General features: G+C 26.4%; 17 protein-coding genes and 1 tRNA gene. 15 read left to right on the top strand and 3 right to left on the bottom strand.

Annotation, left to right across the window (positions count from 1 at the left end; all coding sequences use genetic code 11):
* From AC11VW_RS08695 to AC11VW_RS08680, 4 genes are all read left to right on the top strand, one after another.
* Positions 1-2,435 (top strand): ATP-binding protein (locus tag AC11VW_RS08695; protein ID WP_484301017.1); only part of this gene is annotated, 2,435 nt, incomplete at its 5' end.
* A 21-nt stretch (positions 2,436-2,456) separates the two neighbouring features.
* Entirely contained in the window at positions 2,457-3,131 is a 675-nt protein-coding gene (locus tag AC11VW_RS08690; protein ID WP_484301016.1) for a uracil-DNA glycosylase, read from the top strand.
* Between the two features lie 279 nt (positions 3,132-3,410).
* Entirely contained in the window at positions 3,411-4,283 is an 873-nt protein-coding gene (locus AC11VW_RS08685) for a G5 domain-containing protein (RefSeq protein ID WP_484301015.1), read from the top strand.
* A 393-nt stretch (positions 4,284-4,676) separates the two neighbouring features.
* A tRNA-Sec gene (locus AC11VW_RS08680) sits at positions 4,677-4,773 on the top strand.
* A gap of 35 nt (positions 4,774-4,808) precedes the next feature.
* Here AC11VW_RS08680 and AC11VW_RS08675 read toward each other — a convergent pair.
* Positions 4,809-5,567 (bottom strand): hypothetical protein, encoded by a 759-nt coding sequence (locus tag AC11VW_RS08675; protein ID WP_484301014.1) that lies wholly within the window; start codon positions 5,565-5,567, stop codon positions 4,809-4,811.
* Between the two features lie 84 nt (positions 5,568-5,651).
* Here AC11VW_RS08675 and AC11VW_RS08670 point away from each other — a divergent pair, with 84 nt between their 5' ends.
* Positions 5,652-6,359, top strand: a complete 708-nt coding sequence (locus AC11VW_RS08670) for a tRNA threonylcarbamoyladenosine dehydratase (protein ID WP_484301013.1) — start codon at positions 5,652-5,654, stop codon at positions 6,357-6,359.
* A gap of 45 nt (positions 6,360-6,404) precedes the next feature.
* Here the strand turns inward: AC11VW_RS08670 and AC11VW_RS08665 are convergent, their stop codons facing one another.
* On the bottom strand, positions 6,405-7,241 hold the full coding sequence (locus tag AC11VW_RS08665; RefSeq protein WP_484301012.1) for a ComEC/Rec2 family competence protein: 837 nt from the start codon (positions 7,239-7,241) through the stop codon (positions 6,405-6,407).
* Between the two features lie 181 nt (positions 7,242-7,422).
* Here AC11VW_RS08665 and AC11VW_RS08660 point away from each other — a divergent pair, with 181 nt between their 5' ends.
* The 4 genes from AC11VW_RS08660 to holA all read left to right on the top strand — a co-directional run bounded on the left by AC11VW_RS08660 (position 7,423) and on the right by holA (position 12,002).
* Positions 7,423-8,328: a DUF2156 domain-containing protein gene (locus AC11VW_RS08660; protein ID WP_484301011.1), complete on the top strand. Its 906-nt coding sequence runs from the start codon at positions 7,423-7,425 to the stop codon at positions 8,326-8,328.
* Position 8,329: 1 nt separating this feature from the next.
* Positions 8,330-9,487 (top strand): GNAT family N-acetyltransferase, encoded by a 1,158-nt coding sequence (locus tag AC11VW_RS08655; RefSeq protein WP_484301010.1) that lies wholly within the window; start codon positions 8,330-8,332, stop codon positions 9,485-9,487.
* 237 nt (positions 9,488-9,724) lie between these two features.
* Positions 9,725-10,984 (top strand): ComEC/Rec2 family competence protein, encoded by a 1,260-nt coding sequence (locus AC11VW_RS08650; RefSeq protein WP_484301009.1) that lies wholly within the window; start codon positions 9,725-9,727, stop codon positions 10,982-10,984.
* On the top strand, positions 10,959-12,002 hold the full coding sequence (holA, locus tag AC11VW_RS08645; RefSeq protein ID WP_484301008.1) for a DNA polymerase III subunit delta: 1,044 nt from the start codon (positions 10,959-10,961) through the stop codon (positions 12,000-12,002). The genes AC11VW_RS08650 and holA overlap by 26 nt, the downstream gene beginning before the upstream one ends.
* 109 nt (positions 12,003-12,111) lie before the next feature.
* On the opposite strand, the gene rpsT is transcribed toward holA, so the two are convergent.
* Positions 12,112-12,378, bottom strand: a complete 267-nt coding sequence (gene rpsT / locus AC11VW_RS08640; RefSeq protein ID WP_484301007.1) for a 30S ribosomal protein S20 — start codon at positions 12,376-12,378, stop codon at positions 12,112-12,114.
* 374 nt (positions 12,379-12,752) lie between these two features.
* On the opposite strand from rpsT, the gene gpr reads away from it, so the two are divergent.
* From gpr to hrcA, 6 genes are all read left to right on the top strand, one after another.
* Positions 12,753-13,709: a GPR endopeptidase gene (gene gpr / locus AC11VW_RS08635; protein ID WP_484301006.1), complete on the top strand. Its 957-nt coding sequence runs from the start codon at positions 12,753-12,755 to the stop codon at positions 13,707-13,709.
* A 12-nt stretch (positions 13,710-13,721) separates the two neighbouring features.
* Positions 13,722-14,663, top strand: coding sequence for a stage II sporulation protein P (gene spoIIP / locus AC11VW_RS08630; protein ID WP_484301005.1), 942 nt, complete (start codon positions 13,722-13,724; stop codon positions 14,661-14,663).
* Positions 14,664-14,688: 25 nt separating this feature from the next.
* On the top strand, positions 14,689-14,949 hold the full coding sequence (locus tag AC11VW_RS08625; RefSeq protein WP_484301004.1) for a hypothetical protein: 261 nt from the start codon (positions 14,689-14,691) through the stop codon (positions 14,947-14,949).
* 117 nt (positions 14,950-15,066) lie between these two features.
* Entirely contained in the window at positions 15,067-16,872 is a 1,806-nt protein-coding gene (gene lepA / locus AC11VW_RS08620) for a translation elongation factor 4 (RefSeq protein WP_484301003.1), read from the top strand.
* A gap of 182 nt (positions 16,873-17,054) precedes the next feature.
* Entirely contained in the window at positions 17,055-18,194 is a 1,140-nt protein-coding gene (hemW, locus tag AC11VW_RS08615) for a radical SAM family heme chaperone HemW (protein WP_484301020.1), read from the top strand.
* A 98-nt stretch (positions 18,195-18,292) separates the two neighbouring features.
* The gene (hrcA, locus tag AC11VW_RS08610; RefSeq protein WP_484301002.1) at positions 18,293-19,312 is read left to right on the top strand and encodes a heat-inducible transcriptional repressor HrcA; all 1,020 of its coding nucleotides are present in this window, start codon (positions 18,293-18,295) and stop codon (positions 19,310-19,312) included.
* The last annotated feature ends 13 nt before the right edge of the window (positions 19,313-19,325 follow it).

Below are 19,325 nucleotides of genomic sequence, written 5' to 3'. Positions count from 1 at the left end.
TAGTATCATTTATAACAATAATGATATTTATAAATATATATTATAAAATTTATGATAATTATGAGATTATAACAATTGTAAATATGTCGATTTATATTTTAAATTTAATTATATTAATATCGACAATGAAACTGTTAAATTTAAATACTAGAAATAGCGATAGCAAAATTAATAATTTTAAAACTATAAATTATCTATTGTTAATAAAAATAGCACACTTTATAGTACAAATTGTCATTTACAATAATTTATTTAATAATAGATTAACATATATATTGTTAGATTTAACGAGTATATTACAAATATATCTAGTATACAAAATAATTATAAGAAGTATCTTAATAGAGCCTTATGTAGAAATTCTTAGAGTTAATAAAAATATACAAAAAAGTAATAAAGAACAAGAAAATATAAACTTATTATTAGAACGAGTAAAGTATATACAAGATAAGATAAAAGAAAAAATTATACATAAAGACGAATTTTTTAAAGCTGTATTATCGTCTACGCAAAATGGATGGATAATATTTGATGAAGATTTAAATATATCATATTCAAATGAATCATTTAAAAAGATAATAAATCATACGAAAGGTAATATTTATAGTTCTATAAAGAAAAATATTATAGGTCATAATAAATTTTTAAGTAATGTATCAAAAGCGAAAATACATAAAATAAAAATAGAGGATTTAATAAAAACTACTGACAATAGACTGTATAAGTGCATTTACTTTAATGATGAAATAAATATGCAACTAGTATGCTTAATGATTGATATAACGAGTGAATCTAATATATTAAGTGAGTTAATTACTCTAAAAAAAGAGTATGAAGATTTGATAAAAAATATAAAAACTCCTATTTTAATATTTGATGATAATGATAATATAGTTGCGTTTAGCAAGTCTTATGAAATCGTTTTTAATAGATGTAAATCGTACATAACCAATAATGAAAAATTAGATACTGAAAAATTTTTGGAAACAATACATAAAAAAGATGTAAACCTAGTTAGAGAAGTGATGAAAAAAAATCAAAAAGCTACCTCTAATGAGGAGTTATATAATAAAGGTTTATTTAGATTTAGAATAATAAATAAAGACAAAGAAATAGTATGGTTAGAATCTAAGACGAATATTTATTATGAACATGATGTAAAATATGAAATATTTAGTTATAGAGATATAACTAAATATATGAATAATAAAAAATATTTAGAAAAAACTCAAGAGATATATAAGGGTCTACTTAATAGTATACCAGAAGGCATTTATTTAGAGGATATAGAAAGTGAAGAATACACATTTATAAATGAAAAATTAAAAGATATATTCAATGTAAGAGAAATATTAGAAAATAAAAGCTCTAAGATATATAGAAAAGATATTATGAAGATAGATTCAGATTATAAACATATTTTATATAATGGAACAGAAAAAATAAAAAATGATAAAATATCAGATTATGAATATATAAAATATATTGATAATGATGATAATATAATCGAAGCTAAAGTAGCGAGTATTCCTTTTAAAGTAGGAGATAAGATTTTAAAATTAAGTATTATAAAAACAATGGAAGATATGAAAAAATTAGAAATGCTTAAAAAGAAGATAATGGAAAGAGATAAACATGATAAAATGAAAATGGAATTTTTTATAAACATGTCTCATGAACTAAAAACTCCACTAAATCTTATATTTACAAGTACTCAGTTGATTGAAAGTCTTTATATAAAAGACAAGCTATATGGGGATTCAATAAAAAATCATATAAAGCTTACAAAACAAAATAGTTATAGATTATTGAAAATAATAAATGATTTAATCGATTTTACTAGGATGGAAAGTGGATTTTATAAGATTAACATTCAAAATAAGGATATTGTACTAGTTATTGAAGATATAGTTATGTCTATTGTAGAATATGCCAATAATAAAGGTGTACAAATAATATTTGATACGAATGTAGAAGAACTGATTATGGGAGTAGACATAAATGCATTAGAAATAATTATATTGAACATACTTTCTAATTCAATTAAATTTACTGATCAGGGTGGTTATGTATATGTAGACATGGTGAATAAAAAATCAGAAAAAAAATTAGATATAATTATAAGAGATACGGGTATCGGAATTCCAAAAGATAAGATGAATCTTATTTTTAAAAGGTTTAATGATGTAAATAAAGGATTCGTTAGAAATATCAATGGAAGTGGGATTGGTTTATCTATGGTAAGATCAATGTCAAATTTAATTGGCGCAAAGATAAATGTAGAAAGTGAATATGGAAAAGGAAGTGTATTTACTATAACCTTAGATGTGAAAGAAGTAGAGGAAGAAAATTATATCTATAGCAATAGAATGATAGAAAACAAAACCTTAAATGTAGAAAAATTAATTGTAGACATGGAAGATATATATAGATAAACGAGAAAGATAGGTGATATTATGATCAAATTTAATAACGATTGGGAAGAATTATTAAGAGACGAATTTAAGAAAGACTATTATTTAAATTTAAGAGCATTTCTTAAAAATGAGTATAGTACAATGACTATATACCCTGATATAAATAATATATTTGAAGCTTTAAAGCATACTTCGTATAAAGATACAAAAATATTAATACTTGGGCAAGATCCTTATCATGGAGAAAATCAAGCACATGGTCTAGCATTTTCAGTACAACCACATGTTCAGACTCCACCATCTTTATTAAATATGTATAAAGAACTAAATTCAGACATAGGATGTTTTATACCTAACAATGGATATTTAATACCTTGGGCAGACCAAGGAGTATTACTATTAAATACTGCATTAACAGTTAGGGCTCATGAAGCTAACTCTCACAAAGATAAAGGATGGGAGATTTTTACAGATAAGATAATTAAATTGTTAAATGAAAGGAATGAGCCTGTAATATTTATTCTATGGGGCGCGAATGCTAGAAAGAAAAAAGAGTTTATAACGTCAAATCAACATTACATACTAGAGGCTCCTCACCCAAGTCCACTATCTGCTAGAAGAGGATTCTTTGGATGTAAGCATTTTTCAAAGGTAAATGAGATTCTTACTAAACTAGGTAAAGCGCCGGTAGATTGGCAGATACCAAATATATAATCATATAAACTATAAAAATAGGTACAGCAAAATGCTGTACCTATTTTGTTGTAGATATAAAAAATAAGAGGGTATAAGCATGAATTATAATAATGAAAGATGTTACAGAAATGTAACTAATATAAAATATGTAAAAGTGTTGGAAATGCTCATGAAACATATTTTGATTTTTTTGTCAAGTTGACAGCTGGTATCAAAAAAGTTACAATTTACTTATGAATAACGGAATGTTAATTAATCTTGAATATAAATTTTAATAAGGTAAAGAAGGAGAATATTATGAAAATAAGAAATAATAAAATACTAAAAGTCTCGGCCTTGGCCGCTATATTATCAGTTGGAGTTTTAGGGGGAGGTTATTCTCTATTAAATAAAGAGGTAACTTTAGTGGTGGCAGGGAAAGAAAATATAGTATCTACATTTAAACCTAATGTTAAAGAGCTATTAGCTGAGCAAAATATTAAATATGATGGAAATGATATAATAAATATAGAATTAGACAATAAATTATCGGACGGATTAAAAATAGAAGTAATAGATGTTACGGAAGACACTATAAAAGAAATCAAAAAAGTTCCTTTTGAAGTGAATATAGTTGAAGATGAAGATTTATTAAAAGGTAATACTGAGGTATCGACAGAAGGACAAGCGGGTAAAAATGAGTTAGTTTACAAAGTAACTTATCATAACGGAAAAAAGGTAGAAAAGAAATTTATTGAAGAATTAGCGGTAACGAAGCCAGTTGATAAAATTGTTAAAAAAGGAACTAAAATAGAAGTTAAAGAAGAGGTTCAAGTAGCAACATCTAGAGGAGAAAATATAAGAACGAATTCAAGTTCAAGATCGAATAATAATACATCAAGCAATAATCAAAGTAGTACTAATGGTCAAAATATGAAAGTTGTAGCTACTGCATATACAGGGCATGGTGTAACATCTACAGGAACAACTCCTAAATGGGGAACTATAGCTGTAGACCCTAGTGTTATACCTTATGGAACTAAAGTATATATACCGCAGTTTGGTAAAACATTTATAGCAGAAGATTGTGGTAGTGCTATAAAAGGAAACAAGATAGATATATATATGAATGATGAAGGTTCAGTTTATAACTGGGGAAGAAAAACAATAGATATATATATAATTGGATAAAAAAACAATATGTTTTAGAATATTAAACATAAAAAATTGGGTATATAACGATGATTTTAATCATTATTATATACCCCTATTTTTATTTAAGTTATAGTTATTTTATGTGTTTTTAAAACTGCAATAAAGTTTACTTCTCTATATATTCAATCATGTGGAGCAAAAGCCCATTTGAAGTAGAATTTTTGCAATTATAAAACCTTAATAAAATACAAAACATACTTGTTTTAAATATTTTTTGTATTTTATTAAGATAAAGCTCATATCATATTAGTATTATGGATAAATATAGTATAAATTGTGATATATCAAAAAAAATAATAAAAAAATATCTGGAAAATTATATTGAAAATATAATGTGAAAGTGATATAATAAAAGAGGTAAATATACATGGGGGTGGATGGGTGCTGGTGTGCCCTCTAGTCTTCAAAACTAGTATGAGGAGTTAATAGCTTCTTAGGTGGGTTCGACTCCCACGCATTCCCGCCAATATGTAAAAAGAACTCAAATGAGTTCTTTTTTTATTATCTTATAAGTTCCTCTTTTGAAAGAATGAATTTGTTTTGAGAATCATCCCAACTATAAATTTCTTTTTTAGTTATTTTATTTGTTTTTGAGGATTCACTTTCAAAATTTGAAGATGAAGAATTATCTTTATATGTAGTAGTTGTTATTATACATAATATTTTAGGTACATCACCGTCCAAATAATCAATAGAAGCTTTTTGTAATTCCTTATAAATATCATTGTTTTGTTTTAATATTTTTTCACTATACATATTTTTATTAAAGATAGATTTAAAAGTAGCACCTTCTTTAATAAATATCTCAAAGAACTCCCTTTTGCTAAATTCATTTGATGAATTAGTGTCAGTTTGTTCTACAATCAAGAAATCTTTATAAAAGTAAAAATCATTAATGGATGCTAAATTATCAACTAAATATTCAAATGTATAATTAGTGTCATCTATTCTAGTATAAATTGCTATAAAAGAAAACTGTTCAGGCAATGATAAAGTAAAAGCAACTTTATTCTCAGTATAATTAGGTATAGATTCAATAATATTTAATTCTATATAGTCTGCATATTTTATAAGACTATTTTTATTAGTATCTTTTAAAATTGATACAATTAAATTATAATTATCATTATCATGTGTGATAGTTTTAGCGTAAGAAATAGGTAATAAATTTCTATGACTATATTGTTTTATTATTAAATTGCCTAAGATAAGCAAGCTTATCACAAGTAGAAAACTTAATAGATTTATAAATTTATTCAAGTTAAACCTCCTTAATTATTTAGGATTTAATATTAAAATATATTCTGTTAAGTAAAAATAAATAACTTTAGGAGAGCGATATAAATGGAAAATAATTTTACAACAAGAACTAGCTTAATAGTAGGAGACGAAGGAATTGAGAAACTTAAAAATTCAAATGTAATTATATTTGGTGTAGGAGGAGTAGGAAGTTTTGCAGCAGAAGCGATTGCAAGAGCTGGAGTAGGAAATCTTACGATAGTAGATTTCGATGATGTAGATATAACTAATATAAATAGGCAACTTCCAGCACTACATTCTACAGTAGGGAAGTATAAAGTAGAAGTTATGAAGGAAAGAATACTTGATATTAATCCGGATATTAATATTAAAGCTATTAGAAAAGTGTACAATAAAGATACAAGTGAAGAAATATTATGCGAAAACTATGATTATGTAGTAGATGCTATAGATATGGTTACATCTAAAATACACTTAATCGAAACTTGTAAGGCTAAAGGATTAGAAATAATAAGTTCTATGGGTATGGGGAATAAGCTAGACCCAACTAAAATATTAGTTGCAGATATACATAAAACAAGCATGTGCCCTTTAGCTAAAGTAATGAGAAAAGAACTTAAAGATAGGAGGATAAAAAAGTTAAAAGTTGTTTACTCAACAGAACAGCCAATAGAATTAAAAAAGAAAATTTTAAACGGAAAAAAAATTACACCAGGAAGTACATCATTTGTACCTTCTGTAGGAGGTTTAACAATAGCATCTGTTGTAATAAATGACCTAATTAATAAATAAATATTTGCTTATATATTAAATAAGGAATAGATTTAAATCTATTTCTTATTTAATATATTCATAATTCTTTTTTGTATAAATAGTTTCACCATCACTATAAAATACCATATCTCCAGATAAATCAGTTCGATAAGTAATTGTACCACTATTTGATAAATTATCTAATGTGCTTCTATGAGGATGTCCATATTGATTTTTATAGCCACAAGAGATTACGGCAATATCAGGTGTGGTTTCATTTAAAAAATTCATACTAGTTGACGAACTGCTTCCATGATGACCGACTTTTAGAAAATCTACATCTTCTAGTTCAAAAGAATTTATAATGTCATTTTCATTACTTAGTTCAGCATCTCCAGTAAATAAAAATGATTTGTCTTTAAAATCTAATTTGAATACAATAGAGTTTAAATTGTTTTCGTTTTGAATAAAAGAAGGACTTAAAACTAGTAAATCTATAGAATTCTCAATTTTTAATGTATCTCCTTTATATAGATAATTTATAGTTATATCTTTATCTGAGCAAGCAGTAACTAGATTTTTATAGTCTAAAGAATCCGTACTTTGTTCAGGCATATATATAGATTTAACTTGAAAGTTTTTTATAATATTATCAACTCCACCTATGTGATCAGAATCTGGATGTGTAGTTATTATATAGTCTATATACTTTACTTTTTTCTTTTTCAAGTAACTTTTAACGATATGTTCGCTATCGTTAGTTCCTCCGTCAACTAAAATGTTTTTATTGTTAGGAGTTTGTATCAAAATACTATCCCCTTGACCGACATCAATTATATGTATACTCATATGGTAATCTTTGCTACATCCGCTTAAAAATGATATTATAATAAATATTAAAACAAAAAGTCTTCTTTTCAATTAAGTAATCACTCCATTCATTATGTGTTTATATAAACACAATATGGGTAAAATAAATTAATACGAATTGTTATATTATAGATTTTATACAAAAAAACATAATATAATTCAAATAATATGAATAAAATACTTAAAATAAATTATAGATTAAGGACAATAAAAGAAACATTAGGAGGATTTCATGATTTTTAAAGAAATTGATATACGCTCAAAGCGGGAGCTAGATCCATATTTTGAACGAGTAGACTATGAAGCTTGCGAATATTGTTTTACTACTTTATATATGTGGCAACATGTTTACAAAACTGGATATTATATAGGAGAAGATTTTGCAGTACTAGTAGGAGAGTATGAAGGAGATAGTTTTTCTATATTGCCATTGGCAAGCAAAGATAAATTAGCTGAAGTGATAGACTTTGTACTGAAATATTTTGAAAAAGAAAATAAGCAAATTTACTTTAGAGGGGTAACGAAAGAAGTAGTAAAAGCGCTAAAAGAAAAGTACCCTGATAAATTTAAATATATAGAGGAAAGAGATCTATTTGATTACATATATGATGGAGAAAGCCTAAGAAGTTTACAGGGAAAAAAGAATCAAAAAAAGAGAAATCATTTAAATTATTTCTTGAAAGAATATGACGGAAGATATGAATACAAATCATTAAAAAAAGAAAATTTTGCAGAATGTCTAGCATTAATGACGGAATGGTCTAGTAATAAAGAAGATAATTATGAATTTGATGAAGGTATGGATGAGGAATTTTTAGGAATAAAAAAAATATTTGAAGATTATGATATATTAGAAGACAAAGTGAGAGTATCTGGAATATATATTGATGGAAGATTAGAAGCGTTTACAATGGGGGAACTTTTAAATGAAAATATGGCTTTAATTCATATAGAAAAGGGGAATCCAGATATAAGAGGATTATATCCATATATAAATCAACAGTTCGTAGCAAATGAATTTGAAGATGTTGAATTTGTAAATAGAGAGGAAGATTTAGGTATAGAAGGTCTTAGAAAAGCTAAACTTTCATACCATCCATGTAGATTTGTAGAGAAGTATACTGTTAGGGAGGCTTAATATGAAAATTAGGTATGCTAAAGATAATGAGATTGAAGATATAAAAGAAATTTGGAATTATTGTTTTGATGATAGTCAAAATTTTGTTGACTATTATTTTGAAAATAAATATAAAAAACAAAATACAGTTGTAGTCGATGATGAAGAAGAAATAGTTTCTTCTCTTCAGTTAAATCAATATAAATTAAGCTTAAATGATAAAATATACGATGCATCTTATGTAGTTGGAGTCTCAACTTTTCCTCAAGGAAGAGGAAGAGGGTATATGAAAAATATAATGAAATTTACACTAAAACAGCTATATAATAAAAATCAATTAGTATCTATTCTTATGCCTATAGATTATAGGCTTTATAGAAAATATGGGTATGAGCATTGTTATGACCAATTAGAATACAGTATAAATATAGATGATTTAGCAAGATTTAAAATAAAGGGAAGATTGCATAAGATAAATAACATTAATATAGACAGTTTAGTGGATATAAATAAAGATTTTTTATTAAATTTAAATGGAAATGTAGAAAGAGATGAAAAATACTACAAAAACTTAGTTAAGGAAGTAAAAAGTGAAGGTGGTCATATATACATACATGAAAATAATGGCTATCAAGGATATATAATATATTTTTTAAATGGAGATACTATGTTTGTTAGAGAATTATTTTACAAAAACATAGATTCATTAAAGTCGATATTAAAATTTATATATAATCATAATACTCAATGTAGCAAAGTTACTATATCAGCCCCTATAAATGATAAAATTAGATTTATATTAGATAATCCTAAGACTTGTGATATTAAAATAAAACCATTTATGATGGGAAGAGTAATTAATTTAAAAGGATATTTAGAAACCTTAAACATCGAAAGTAGTCTAGAATTAAGTGTAAATATTTTAGTTGAAGATGAATTTATAAGTGAAAATAATGGTATATTCAAAATAGAATTAAAAGATAATAAATTGAAAGTAAATAAAGTACATGAAACATATGATGCATGCTTTGATATAAATACTATAACTCAACTAGCTTTTTCGTATATAGATATTAAAGAATCTCTAATGATAAATAATATAAAATCAAGTAAAGATGTAGTAAAATTATTTAATACTATATTTGAAAAGAAAAACAATTATATAAATGAATATATATAGGAGATATCTTTAAGATATCTCTATTTTTATAGCAAATAGGAAATTATATTTATTTTAAAATTTTATATAAGTATAATTTTCGTATATGTACTTCAAAAAAGTCTTCCTTATAAATTTTCAATTGAAGGCTTTTTTATTATGATAAGAAATTACATAATTTAAATATATATAGATTTTAAAGTTTAAAAATAAATGAATTGAAAATAATTAAAAGTAAAAAGACTATTTGGAGGCATAATGAGAAGACCACTTCTTTATATATTTATATTTGCAATATGTATATCATTTATATATACCAACAGTAAATCTTTAGATAAATCCTATAACGATGATACCGTAGAGATAATAGGAACTGTTGGATATAAAAAAGAAAAACAAAAATACGATGAGTACAAAATAGATAAGTTTTTAATGATAGATTATACTAAAAAGAAAAAATTAAGAGTAGGGACAGAAATAAAAGTAGTTGCAAAATTTAAAAATCTTGATGATATGAATTATGAAGACTTTGATTATGGAAGATATTTAAAAAGTGTAGGGTATAGAGGTCTTATATATATAGATAAATATGAAATTATAGGTGAAAATTCACTGTATAAAAGTCTATCAACCCTTAAAACTTATATAGAGGGTACTACAAGATATCTGTATAAGAAAAATTCGGACTTTATAAACTCTTTAGTTTTAGGGGAAAAAGAACAACTAACACAAGAAGAGAATGAACTATTTTCTAGAACAGGTACAAGTCACATTATAGCTATATCAGGACTTCATACTGGAATACTATGCGTTTTAGTTACATTTATAATAGGAGGAATAAACAAAGTTTCAAAACTATTGATTCTGATTATTTCCATGTGTTTATACTGTATAATGATAGGTCTAACACCATCTATACTAAGAGCAATTGCATTTATAACAATTCTATATTTAGCAGTTTTTTTGGACAAAAAAAGGGATGGAATAAGTACATTATCTTTAATTGGTATATTTTTAGTAATAAATAATCCATATATTATATATAATATAAGTTTTCAATTGTCTTTTCTTGCTACATTGTCTATAATATATTTCTATGGTTATATAAATGATGTTATAAAAATAAGTTTGATATCGTTGACTTTAGCTTCAAATATATTAACCTTACCTATAATATATTATAATTTTAAAGGTATACCTATAATTTCTGTTATTAGCAATATAATAATAGTACCTTTTATAGGAATTATAATATATATGAGTATTATAAGTGTAACTATATTTAACATAAATATAGGAATTGCAAAATTTATAGCATATTTTAATAGAGTACTAATCAATGGTATATATTATTTATTAGATATACTAAGTAATTTAGATTTTGCATACATAGAAATAGATAATCCAAGCATGGTTTATGTAATAATTTACTATATAGCAGTATTTTCATATATGGTTTACAAAGAATTGAAGGTTATGAAGGAGCAAATAAATGAATTACAAGGATATTATAACTAATCTTAAAAACAAAAACTTCGAAAATTTATATCTTCTTTATGGGAGAGAATATTATTTAATAGAAAATGCTATAAAAGTATTTAAAGACAGTTTAAGCGAAGGTATGATTGATTTCAACTTAGACATTGTAGATGGAAAAGAAACTACAGTAGATCAGCTTATAAGCTCTATAGAGACCCTTCCTTTTATGGATGATAAAAAAATAGTAATAGTAAAAGAATTTGAATTATTAAAGGGAAAAAAGAAGAATTTTAGCGATAGTGATGAAAAACATTTAATAGATCATTTAGATAACATGCCAGAAAGCACAATATTAGTTTTTGTAGTGTATGGTGATATTGATAAAAGAAAGTCTTTAGCAAAGAAAATAGATAAAAAAGGAATAGTATTAAATTGTGATAAACTATCTGACATGGATTTATTTAAATGGGTTAAAAAGAAATTTGAATCTAATAATGTAATAATAGATAATCCTCAGATAATGTATTTCATAGACCAAGAGGGGTACCGAGATAAAAGTAGTGAGAAAACTCTATCAGATTTAGAAAATGAAATAAATAAAATAAGTTCATTTGTAGGAAAAGAAAATAAAGTAACTAACGAAGTAATAGATAAGCTTTCTCAAAAAAAAGTAGAAAATGATATTTTTAAATTAATAGATTATATAGGAGAAAAAAATTCTTCTAATGCTATGAGAATATTAAATGATATGATGCATGAAGGTGAGTCCGTTCTTGGTATATTTGCTATGATAGCTAGACAATTTAAGGTAGTAATGCAGGTAAGGCAGTTGCAGACAGAAGGATATACATCAAAAACTATAGCAGAAAAATTAAAAATACATCCATTTGTAGCTGGAAAAGCATTAAAGCAATCTAATAATTTTTCTGATGATGTAATAATAGAAATGTTAAATTATATATTAGAAAGTGATTATAAAATAAAAAATGGACTAGTTAGAGATACTTTGGCATTAGAGATGTTAGTAAGTAAGTATTGCCAACGTAAAATAAGTTAAAAAAAAACCCTTAGAAAGAGAAATTCTTTATCTAAGGGTTTTTTTTGAAACAAATAAAAAACCCCTGATTAAAAATCAAGGGTAATATCTATTAAGCTTAAACGGTTAATTAAGCGTTCATTCCGTTTAACTTTTGAGCTAATTTAGCTACTTTTCTAGATGCAGCGTTCTTGTGTATAGTACCTTTAGAAGCTACTTGGCATATTCTCTTTTGAGCATATTCGAACTTTGCAACAGCATCTTCTCTGTTTCCTGCAGTAACAGCTTCTTCGAATCTTTTTATTGCAGTTTTAACTTGAGATTTTCTAGCTCTATTTAAAGCAGTTTTCTTTTCGATAACTTTTATTCTCTTTTTAGCTGATTTTATGTTTGCCACCGTGTTCACCCCCTCGTGTGTTTTTTTATTATATTCATCGTCAACATATTAGATTTTAACAGAAATAAATCTAAAAATCAAGGATAATTATTTATAATTTTTTGTATAATGTCTTTTGTTTTGACTTTTAAGATTATAACCTATATAAAAATAATTTACAATAACCAAATTAAATATTCAAAGATTTATAAAATTATAACTTTAATGATATAGAGAATAAAAAACTATATTTAATTATGATTATAGACGAATGTAATGTTGTTATATCTATATTCAAAAAAATATGTTCTAAATTTTGAAGAAAATTTTGTTATAAAATACTAAAATTTGTTAACACTTATAAATAGCATTTAAATTGTACTTGGAGGTTTAACATGATTAGTATAAGAACAGACTTGGCTTTAGAAGCTAGAGAAATGTGTGAAGAGGAACAATCTTCTAAAGAAATACCTGGAGTAAAAGTTGAAAAAAAAGAATTAGAAAATTGTATAGTAACAAAAGTTGAAGTTATAGATGAACAAGGCTCTGAGATAATGAACAAAGGAATAGGTAAGTATATAACATTAGAAAGTAATCTTATGAAATTCGATGATGATGAATCTAGAGAAGAAATGATAGAGTACTTAAAAGATGAATTAGTAGAAATTTTAGGAAATGATAAGACTAAAAAAACTTTACTTATTGGACTTGGAAACTGGAATATAACATCAGATGCACTAGGACCTAAAACAGTATCTAAAACTTTGGTAACTAGACATATATTTAAAAATTACAACAAAGATTATGATGATGATTTTACAGAGGTTGCAGGTTTAAGTCCTGGAGTTATGGGACTTACAGGAATTGAAACTAGTGAAATTGTAAAATCGATAGTAGATAAAATACAACCAGATAGAGTAATAGCAATAGATGCTTTAGCATCAAGAAAAATGGAAAGAGTAAATAGTACAATACAAATATCAACTGCAGGTATAGCACCTGGAGGAGGGGTTGGAAATAAAAGAAAAGCATTGAATAAAGAATATTTAGGAGTGGATGTTATAGCTATCGGAGTTCCAACAGTAGTTGATGCCGCAACACTTACAAATGACGTATTAGATTTAGCTATTGACAACTTAATGAGTCAATCTGAGGGTGTAGAAAATTTTTATTCAATGCTAAAGAAATTAAAAGAAGAAGAAAAATATCAATTAATAAAAGACTCATTAGATCCATATGATAAAAATCTAATAGTAACACCTAAAGATATTGATGAAACAATTGAAAATTTAGCAGTAATAATAAGCGAAGGACTAAATAGGTCTCTTCACCCGGGTAGGATCACCAAATAAGGAGGAGAAAGTATGTTAAAAAAACGCATTAAGACATTATTTATGTCCTGTGTGTTAGTTTGTATTTTACCTATAATATCTTGTGCTATGGATAAAGATGAGTTCTTAAAATTTTTAGTAAATTCATCGTATCCGGAATCTAAGGTTGAAGATATAGAAAATGGAAAAGATAAAAGTGAGGCAAATACAAATAGCAAAGAAAATGACGAAGAATACATAAAATTTCATATAGGAGAAGAAAATATACCAACTACAAACGAGAAGCAAGAAATAACAGAGACTGTAAGTGTTAGTGATTCTGAATATAAAAACGATATAAGGGTTACTAAAGAAAATCCTAGAATATTAATATATCATACACATTCAGCAGAAACATACTCAAATTCACCTGAAGGAAATTACCATTCAAAAGATAAGGCAAACTCAGTAATGGCAGTGGGAGAGGTAGTAACAGAAGAGTTAAATAAAAAGGGATGGGGAGTAGTTCATAGTACAAAATATCATGACTATCCTGATTTTAATAACTCTTATGCGAGTAGTTATAAGACAATACAAGAAGTGTTGTCTAAACATAATAGTATAGATATAGCCATAGACATACATAGAGATGCAAGAGATATAAAAAATGAATCTCAAAAAAAATTAGAAGAAGAAAGGACGACTACAACTATTAATGGAGAGAAAGTGTCAAAATTCTTATTTGTAGTTGGTGCCAAAAATCCTAATGTAGATAAGGTGAAAGCTTTAGCAGAAGATATAACTAAATTTGGTCAGAAAAAATATCCTGGATTAATACTTCCCGTAGTTGTAAAACCTTATGGAAGATATAATCAATACGTAGCTAAAAATCATATGCTTATAGAGGTAGGAAGTAATGGTACTAGCGCTGAAGAAGCCAAAGCTAGTGCAAAATATGTGGCACAAGTATTGGACGAATATTTTAAAACAAAGTAAGTAGGCAAGTCAATAGGAGAAACAAATGAGTAGATTAGAAAAAACTATACAAAAAAAATCTAAAGGAAGAAAATTAAGATTTATAAGTAAAATACTATTTATTTTGTTTATGAGTGTAAATTTGATGATATGTATATTCATAATAGATAAAAATGCAAAAATGATGTTAGGTGAAGAGACGTATAGTATAGAACCTGTTATAATAGAGATGCAATCATTTATAAATGAAAAAGTTGGACATATAAATGGAATTGCTAAAGAATTGTTAGTACAATTCAATAAATGAGGTAAAAAAATAAGACTTATTAATAAAGATAAGTCTTATTTTTGTTCACCTTATTTACATAAAAGAGGATATATTATAAAATAAAAGTTATGATAAATAATAAAAGGAGGAATAAAGGTGGACAGCAAACAAAGTAGAACGAGAAATTTTAGTATAATAGCGCATATAGACCATGGTAAGTCTACCTTAGCTGATAGATTAATACAAAAGACTGGGCTTGTTAGTGACAGAGATATGAAAGCTCAATTATTAGATAATATGGATCTTGAAAGAGAAAGAGGAATTACTATCAAGCTTCAAAATATAAGATTAGTATATAAAGCTAAGGATGGAAATGAATATTATTTAAATCTTATAGATACACCAGGTCATGTAGATTTTACGTATGAGGTATCAAGAAGTTTAGCAGCATGTGAAGGTGCATTACTAGTAGTAGATGCAGCTCAAGGTGTTGAAGCTCAGACTTTAGCTAATGTTTATTTAGCACTAGATCAAGATTTAGAAATATTACCAGTTATAAATAAAATAGATCTTCCAAGTGCGAGACCAGATGAAATAAAAACAGAGATAGAAGATATAATAGGTATTGATGCAAGTGAAGCACCATTAGTATCTGCTAAGAGTGGATTAAATATAGAAGATGTATTAGAAGCTATAGTAGAAAAAGTGCCAGCACCAGGTGGAGATAAAGAAGCACCTTTAAAAGCCTTAATATTTGACTCTTACTATGATGCATACAAAGGTGTTGTAGCGTATGTTAGAGTATTTGAAGGTACTGTTAAAAAAGGTATGACAATAAAAATGATGAACACGAACAAAAATTTCGAAGTAACTGAAGTTGGTGTTATGGCTCCAGGTCAAACTGAACTTGATGAACTAGCAGCGGGAGATGTTGGTTACATTGCAGCTAGTATAAAGGATATAAGAAGTTGTCACGTAGGAGACACAATAACTGATGCAGAAAATCCTACTGATGACCCTATGCCAGGATATAAAAAAGCTACTCCAATGGTTTACTGTGGTATATATCCAGGTGAAGGCGAAAAGTATGAGAATGTAAGAGATGCACTTGAAAAATTACAAGTAAATGATGCATCACTTGAGTTTGAAGCTGAAACATCAGCAGCATTAGGATTTGGATTTAGATGTGGTTTCTTAGGACTTTTACACATGGAAATAATCCAAGAAAGATTAGAAAGAGAATTTAATCTTGATATTATAACAACTGCGCCATCTGTTATATACAGAGTTACAAAAACTGATGGAGAAGTTGTGCTGATACAAAACCCTGCTAACTTACCTGAGGTATCTGAAATCAAAATGATAGAAGAACCTATAGTTAAAGGAGATATAATAGTGCCTAAGGACTATGTAGGTATTGTTATGGACCTTTGTCAAGAAAGACGTGGAAACATGATAAACATGGAGTACATTGATGAAAAAAGAGTTATGCTTCATTATGATTTACCACTGAATGAAGTTGTATATGATTTCTTTGATGCATTAAAATCAAGAACTAGAGGATACGGTTCACTAGACTATGAAATAAAAGGATATGTTCCATCTACTCTTGTTAAGCTTGATGTACTAATAAATAAAGAACAAGTAGATGCGCTTAGCTTTATAGTTCATGAAACTAGAGCATACACAAGAGGTAAATCTATGTGTGAAAAATTAAAGAATGAAATACCAAGACATCAATTCCCTGTGCCAATACAAGCAGCTGTTGGTAATAAGGTAGTAGCTAGAGAAACTATAAGTGCGCTTAGAAAAGATGTTCTTGCTAAGTGTTACGGAGGAGATATATCTCGTAAGAAGAAACTTCTTGAAAAGCAAAAAGAAGGTAAAAAACGTATGAGACAAGTAGGATCTGTTGAAGTTCCTCAAAAGGCATTTATGTCTGTATTAAAATTAGATGAATAATATAGTGTAAATTAATTTTTATATATTGAACCTATAGATTAGATACTTTAAAAGGTCTTTCTATAGGTTTTTTTGTTTTTACACATAATAGTAAGTTTAAATAATTAAATATAATTTGATAGATTGAAACATAATAAAAATGTATAATTTAATTTGGATAAAATATGAAAAGAGGAAATGAAATGCTAGGATTGTACGTACATATTCCATTTTGTGTGAGTAAGTGTAACTATTGTGATTTTAACTCATATAAAATAGACAAAAACTCAAAAGAAACATATATACAAGATTTAAAGAAAGAAATGAATCTATATAAACAAGAAAGAAAAAATAATAATGAAGAAGAAATAAGTAGTATATTTTTAGGTGGAGGAACTCCAAGTATATTAAGTAGTGAAGAAATAAAATATATTTTTGAAAGTATAAAAGAAAACTTCAAAATAAGAGAAGATGCAGAAATAACAATAGAATGTAATCCTGGAACGTTAACTAAGGAAAAGTTAATGGCTATGAAAGAGGTAGGTATAAATCGTCTTAGTATGGGATTACAAGCTGTACAAGATTACCATTTAAAGTCTATAGGAAGAATACATACTTACAATGAGTTTGAAAAAAACTATAAAGAAGCTATAGAAGTTGGTTTTGAAAATATTAATGTAGACTTAATGTATGCACTTCCTAATCAAAAACCAGAAGAGTGGAAGGAAAGTCTTGAAAAAATAGTTGAATTAAATCCATCACATATATCAGCATACTCACTTATATTAGAAGAGGGAACAAAATTATATGATATGTATGAAAATAATAAATTTGAAATGACAGATGAAGATACAGATATAGATATGTATAATTACACAATAAATTATCTAAAAGAAAATGGATATAATCAATACGAAATATCAAACTATGCTAAAGAAGGATTTGAATGTAGGCATAATATATTATATTGGAAATGTGATCACTATATTGGTTTAGGACCAGGAGCATCAGGATATTTAATCAATTATAGATATAATAATGTAGAAAGTTTGCAAGATTATCATGAAAAATTAAGTAAAAACAAAAAACCTATAGAAAATTTAGAAAAATTAAGTATAGAAGATAAAATTCAAGAAAAAATATTTATGGGACTTAGGATGAATGAAGGAATAAAATTTGATGATTTAAAAAAACAATTTAATGTAGATGTTAAGGAAAAATATAGTAATCAAATTAAAGAACTAAAAGAAAAAGGACTTATAAATGAAAGTATAGCTGGATTTAGCCTCACTCAAAGAGGTAGAGAAATATCTAATAGTGTTTTTGTAGAATTCATAAATTAATTCAAAAGTGTTGACAAAGATAAAATATAATGATATATAATATATATAATCTTTTTAGCACTCGAATATAGTGAGTGCTAACAGCTAGGAGGTGTAGTATGGAATTGAATGAAAGAAAATTAAATATCCTCAGAGCTATAATTAAAGATTATATACAAACAGCCGAGGCTGTAGGATCAAGGACGATATCTAAAAAGTATGACTTAGGTATTAGTGCTGCGACTATAAGAAATGAAATGGCTGACCTTGAAGAGCTTGGTTATCTTATTCAGCCACATACTTCTGCAGGTAGAGTTCCATCTGAAAAAGGTTATAAGCTTTATGTAGACTTACTTATGAGCCAAGGAGAATTAAGTGATCAAGAAAAGATATTAATGGAACAATGTGTACACAATAATGTAAATCATATAAAAGATTTAATTCATGAAACATCTAAGCTATTATCTCAGCTTACTAACTATACAACGGTAGCAGTGACTAAAAGTTTAGTAAATCAAAGTGTTATCAAACACATACAGTTGGTAGAGATGAATGATAATAAAATATTACTAATAGTTGTAACGGACAAAGGTGATATAAAAAATGCTAACCTTACCACTAATATTTATTTAGACCAATCTAAGTTAAATTTAATCTCTGACAATCTTACTAAGAAGCTTGGAGGGAAAAGTTTCACAAACTTAGATACAAGGCTAATTGAATTTATAAAATATGAAATAAGTGAATATTCAGCATTTATAGATGAACTTATAAGTGCTTTGAATTTTGATATATCAGATGAAGACTCTTTAGTTTCTTTAAATGGAGCGACTAATATATTTAGTTATCCAGAATTTAATGACATACTAAAAGCTAAATCATTTCTAAACATGTTAGAACAAAAAGAAATTATAGCTAGTATGATGAAATCAAAGGGGATTCAAAAAGATAACATAAACATAATTATTGGTAGTGACAATGATTGTGAACTGGCTCAAGATTGCAGTATGGTTACAGCAACATACAATATTGATAAAGATTTAGTAGGTCGTATAAGTTTTATAGGTCCAACAAGAATGGATTATTCTAGGATTTATGCAATAGTAAATTATATGAGCTTATTATTTAACAAAAAATAAATTGAGGGGTGTA

It is taken from the genome of Romboutsia sp. (genome assembly GCF_056995035.1).
The sequence above is the reverse complement of the archived record's forward strand: the minus strand, read 5'-3'. Positions and strand labels throughout refer to the sequence as shown.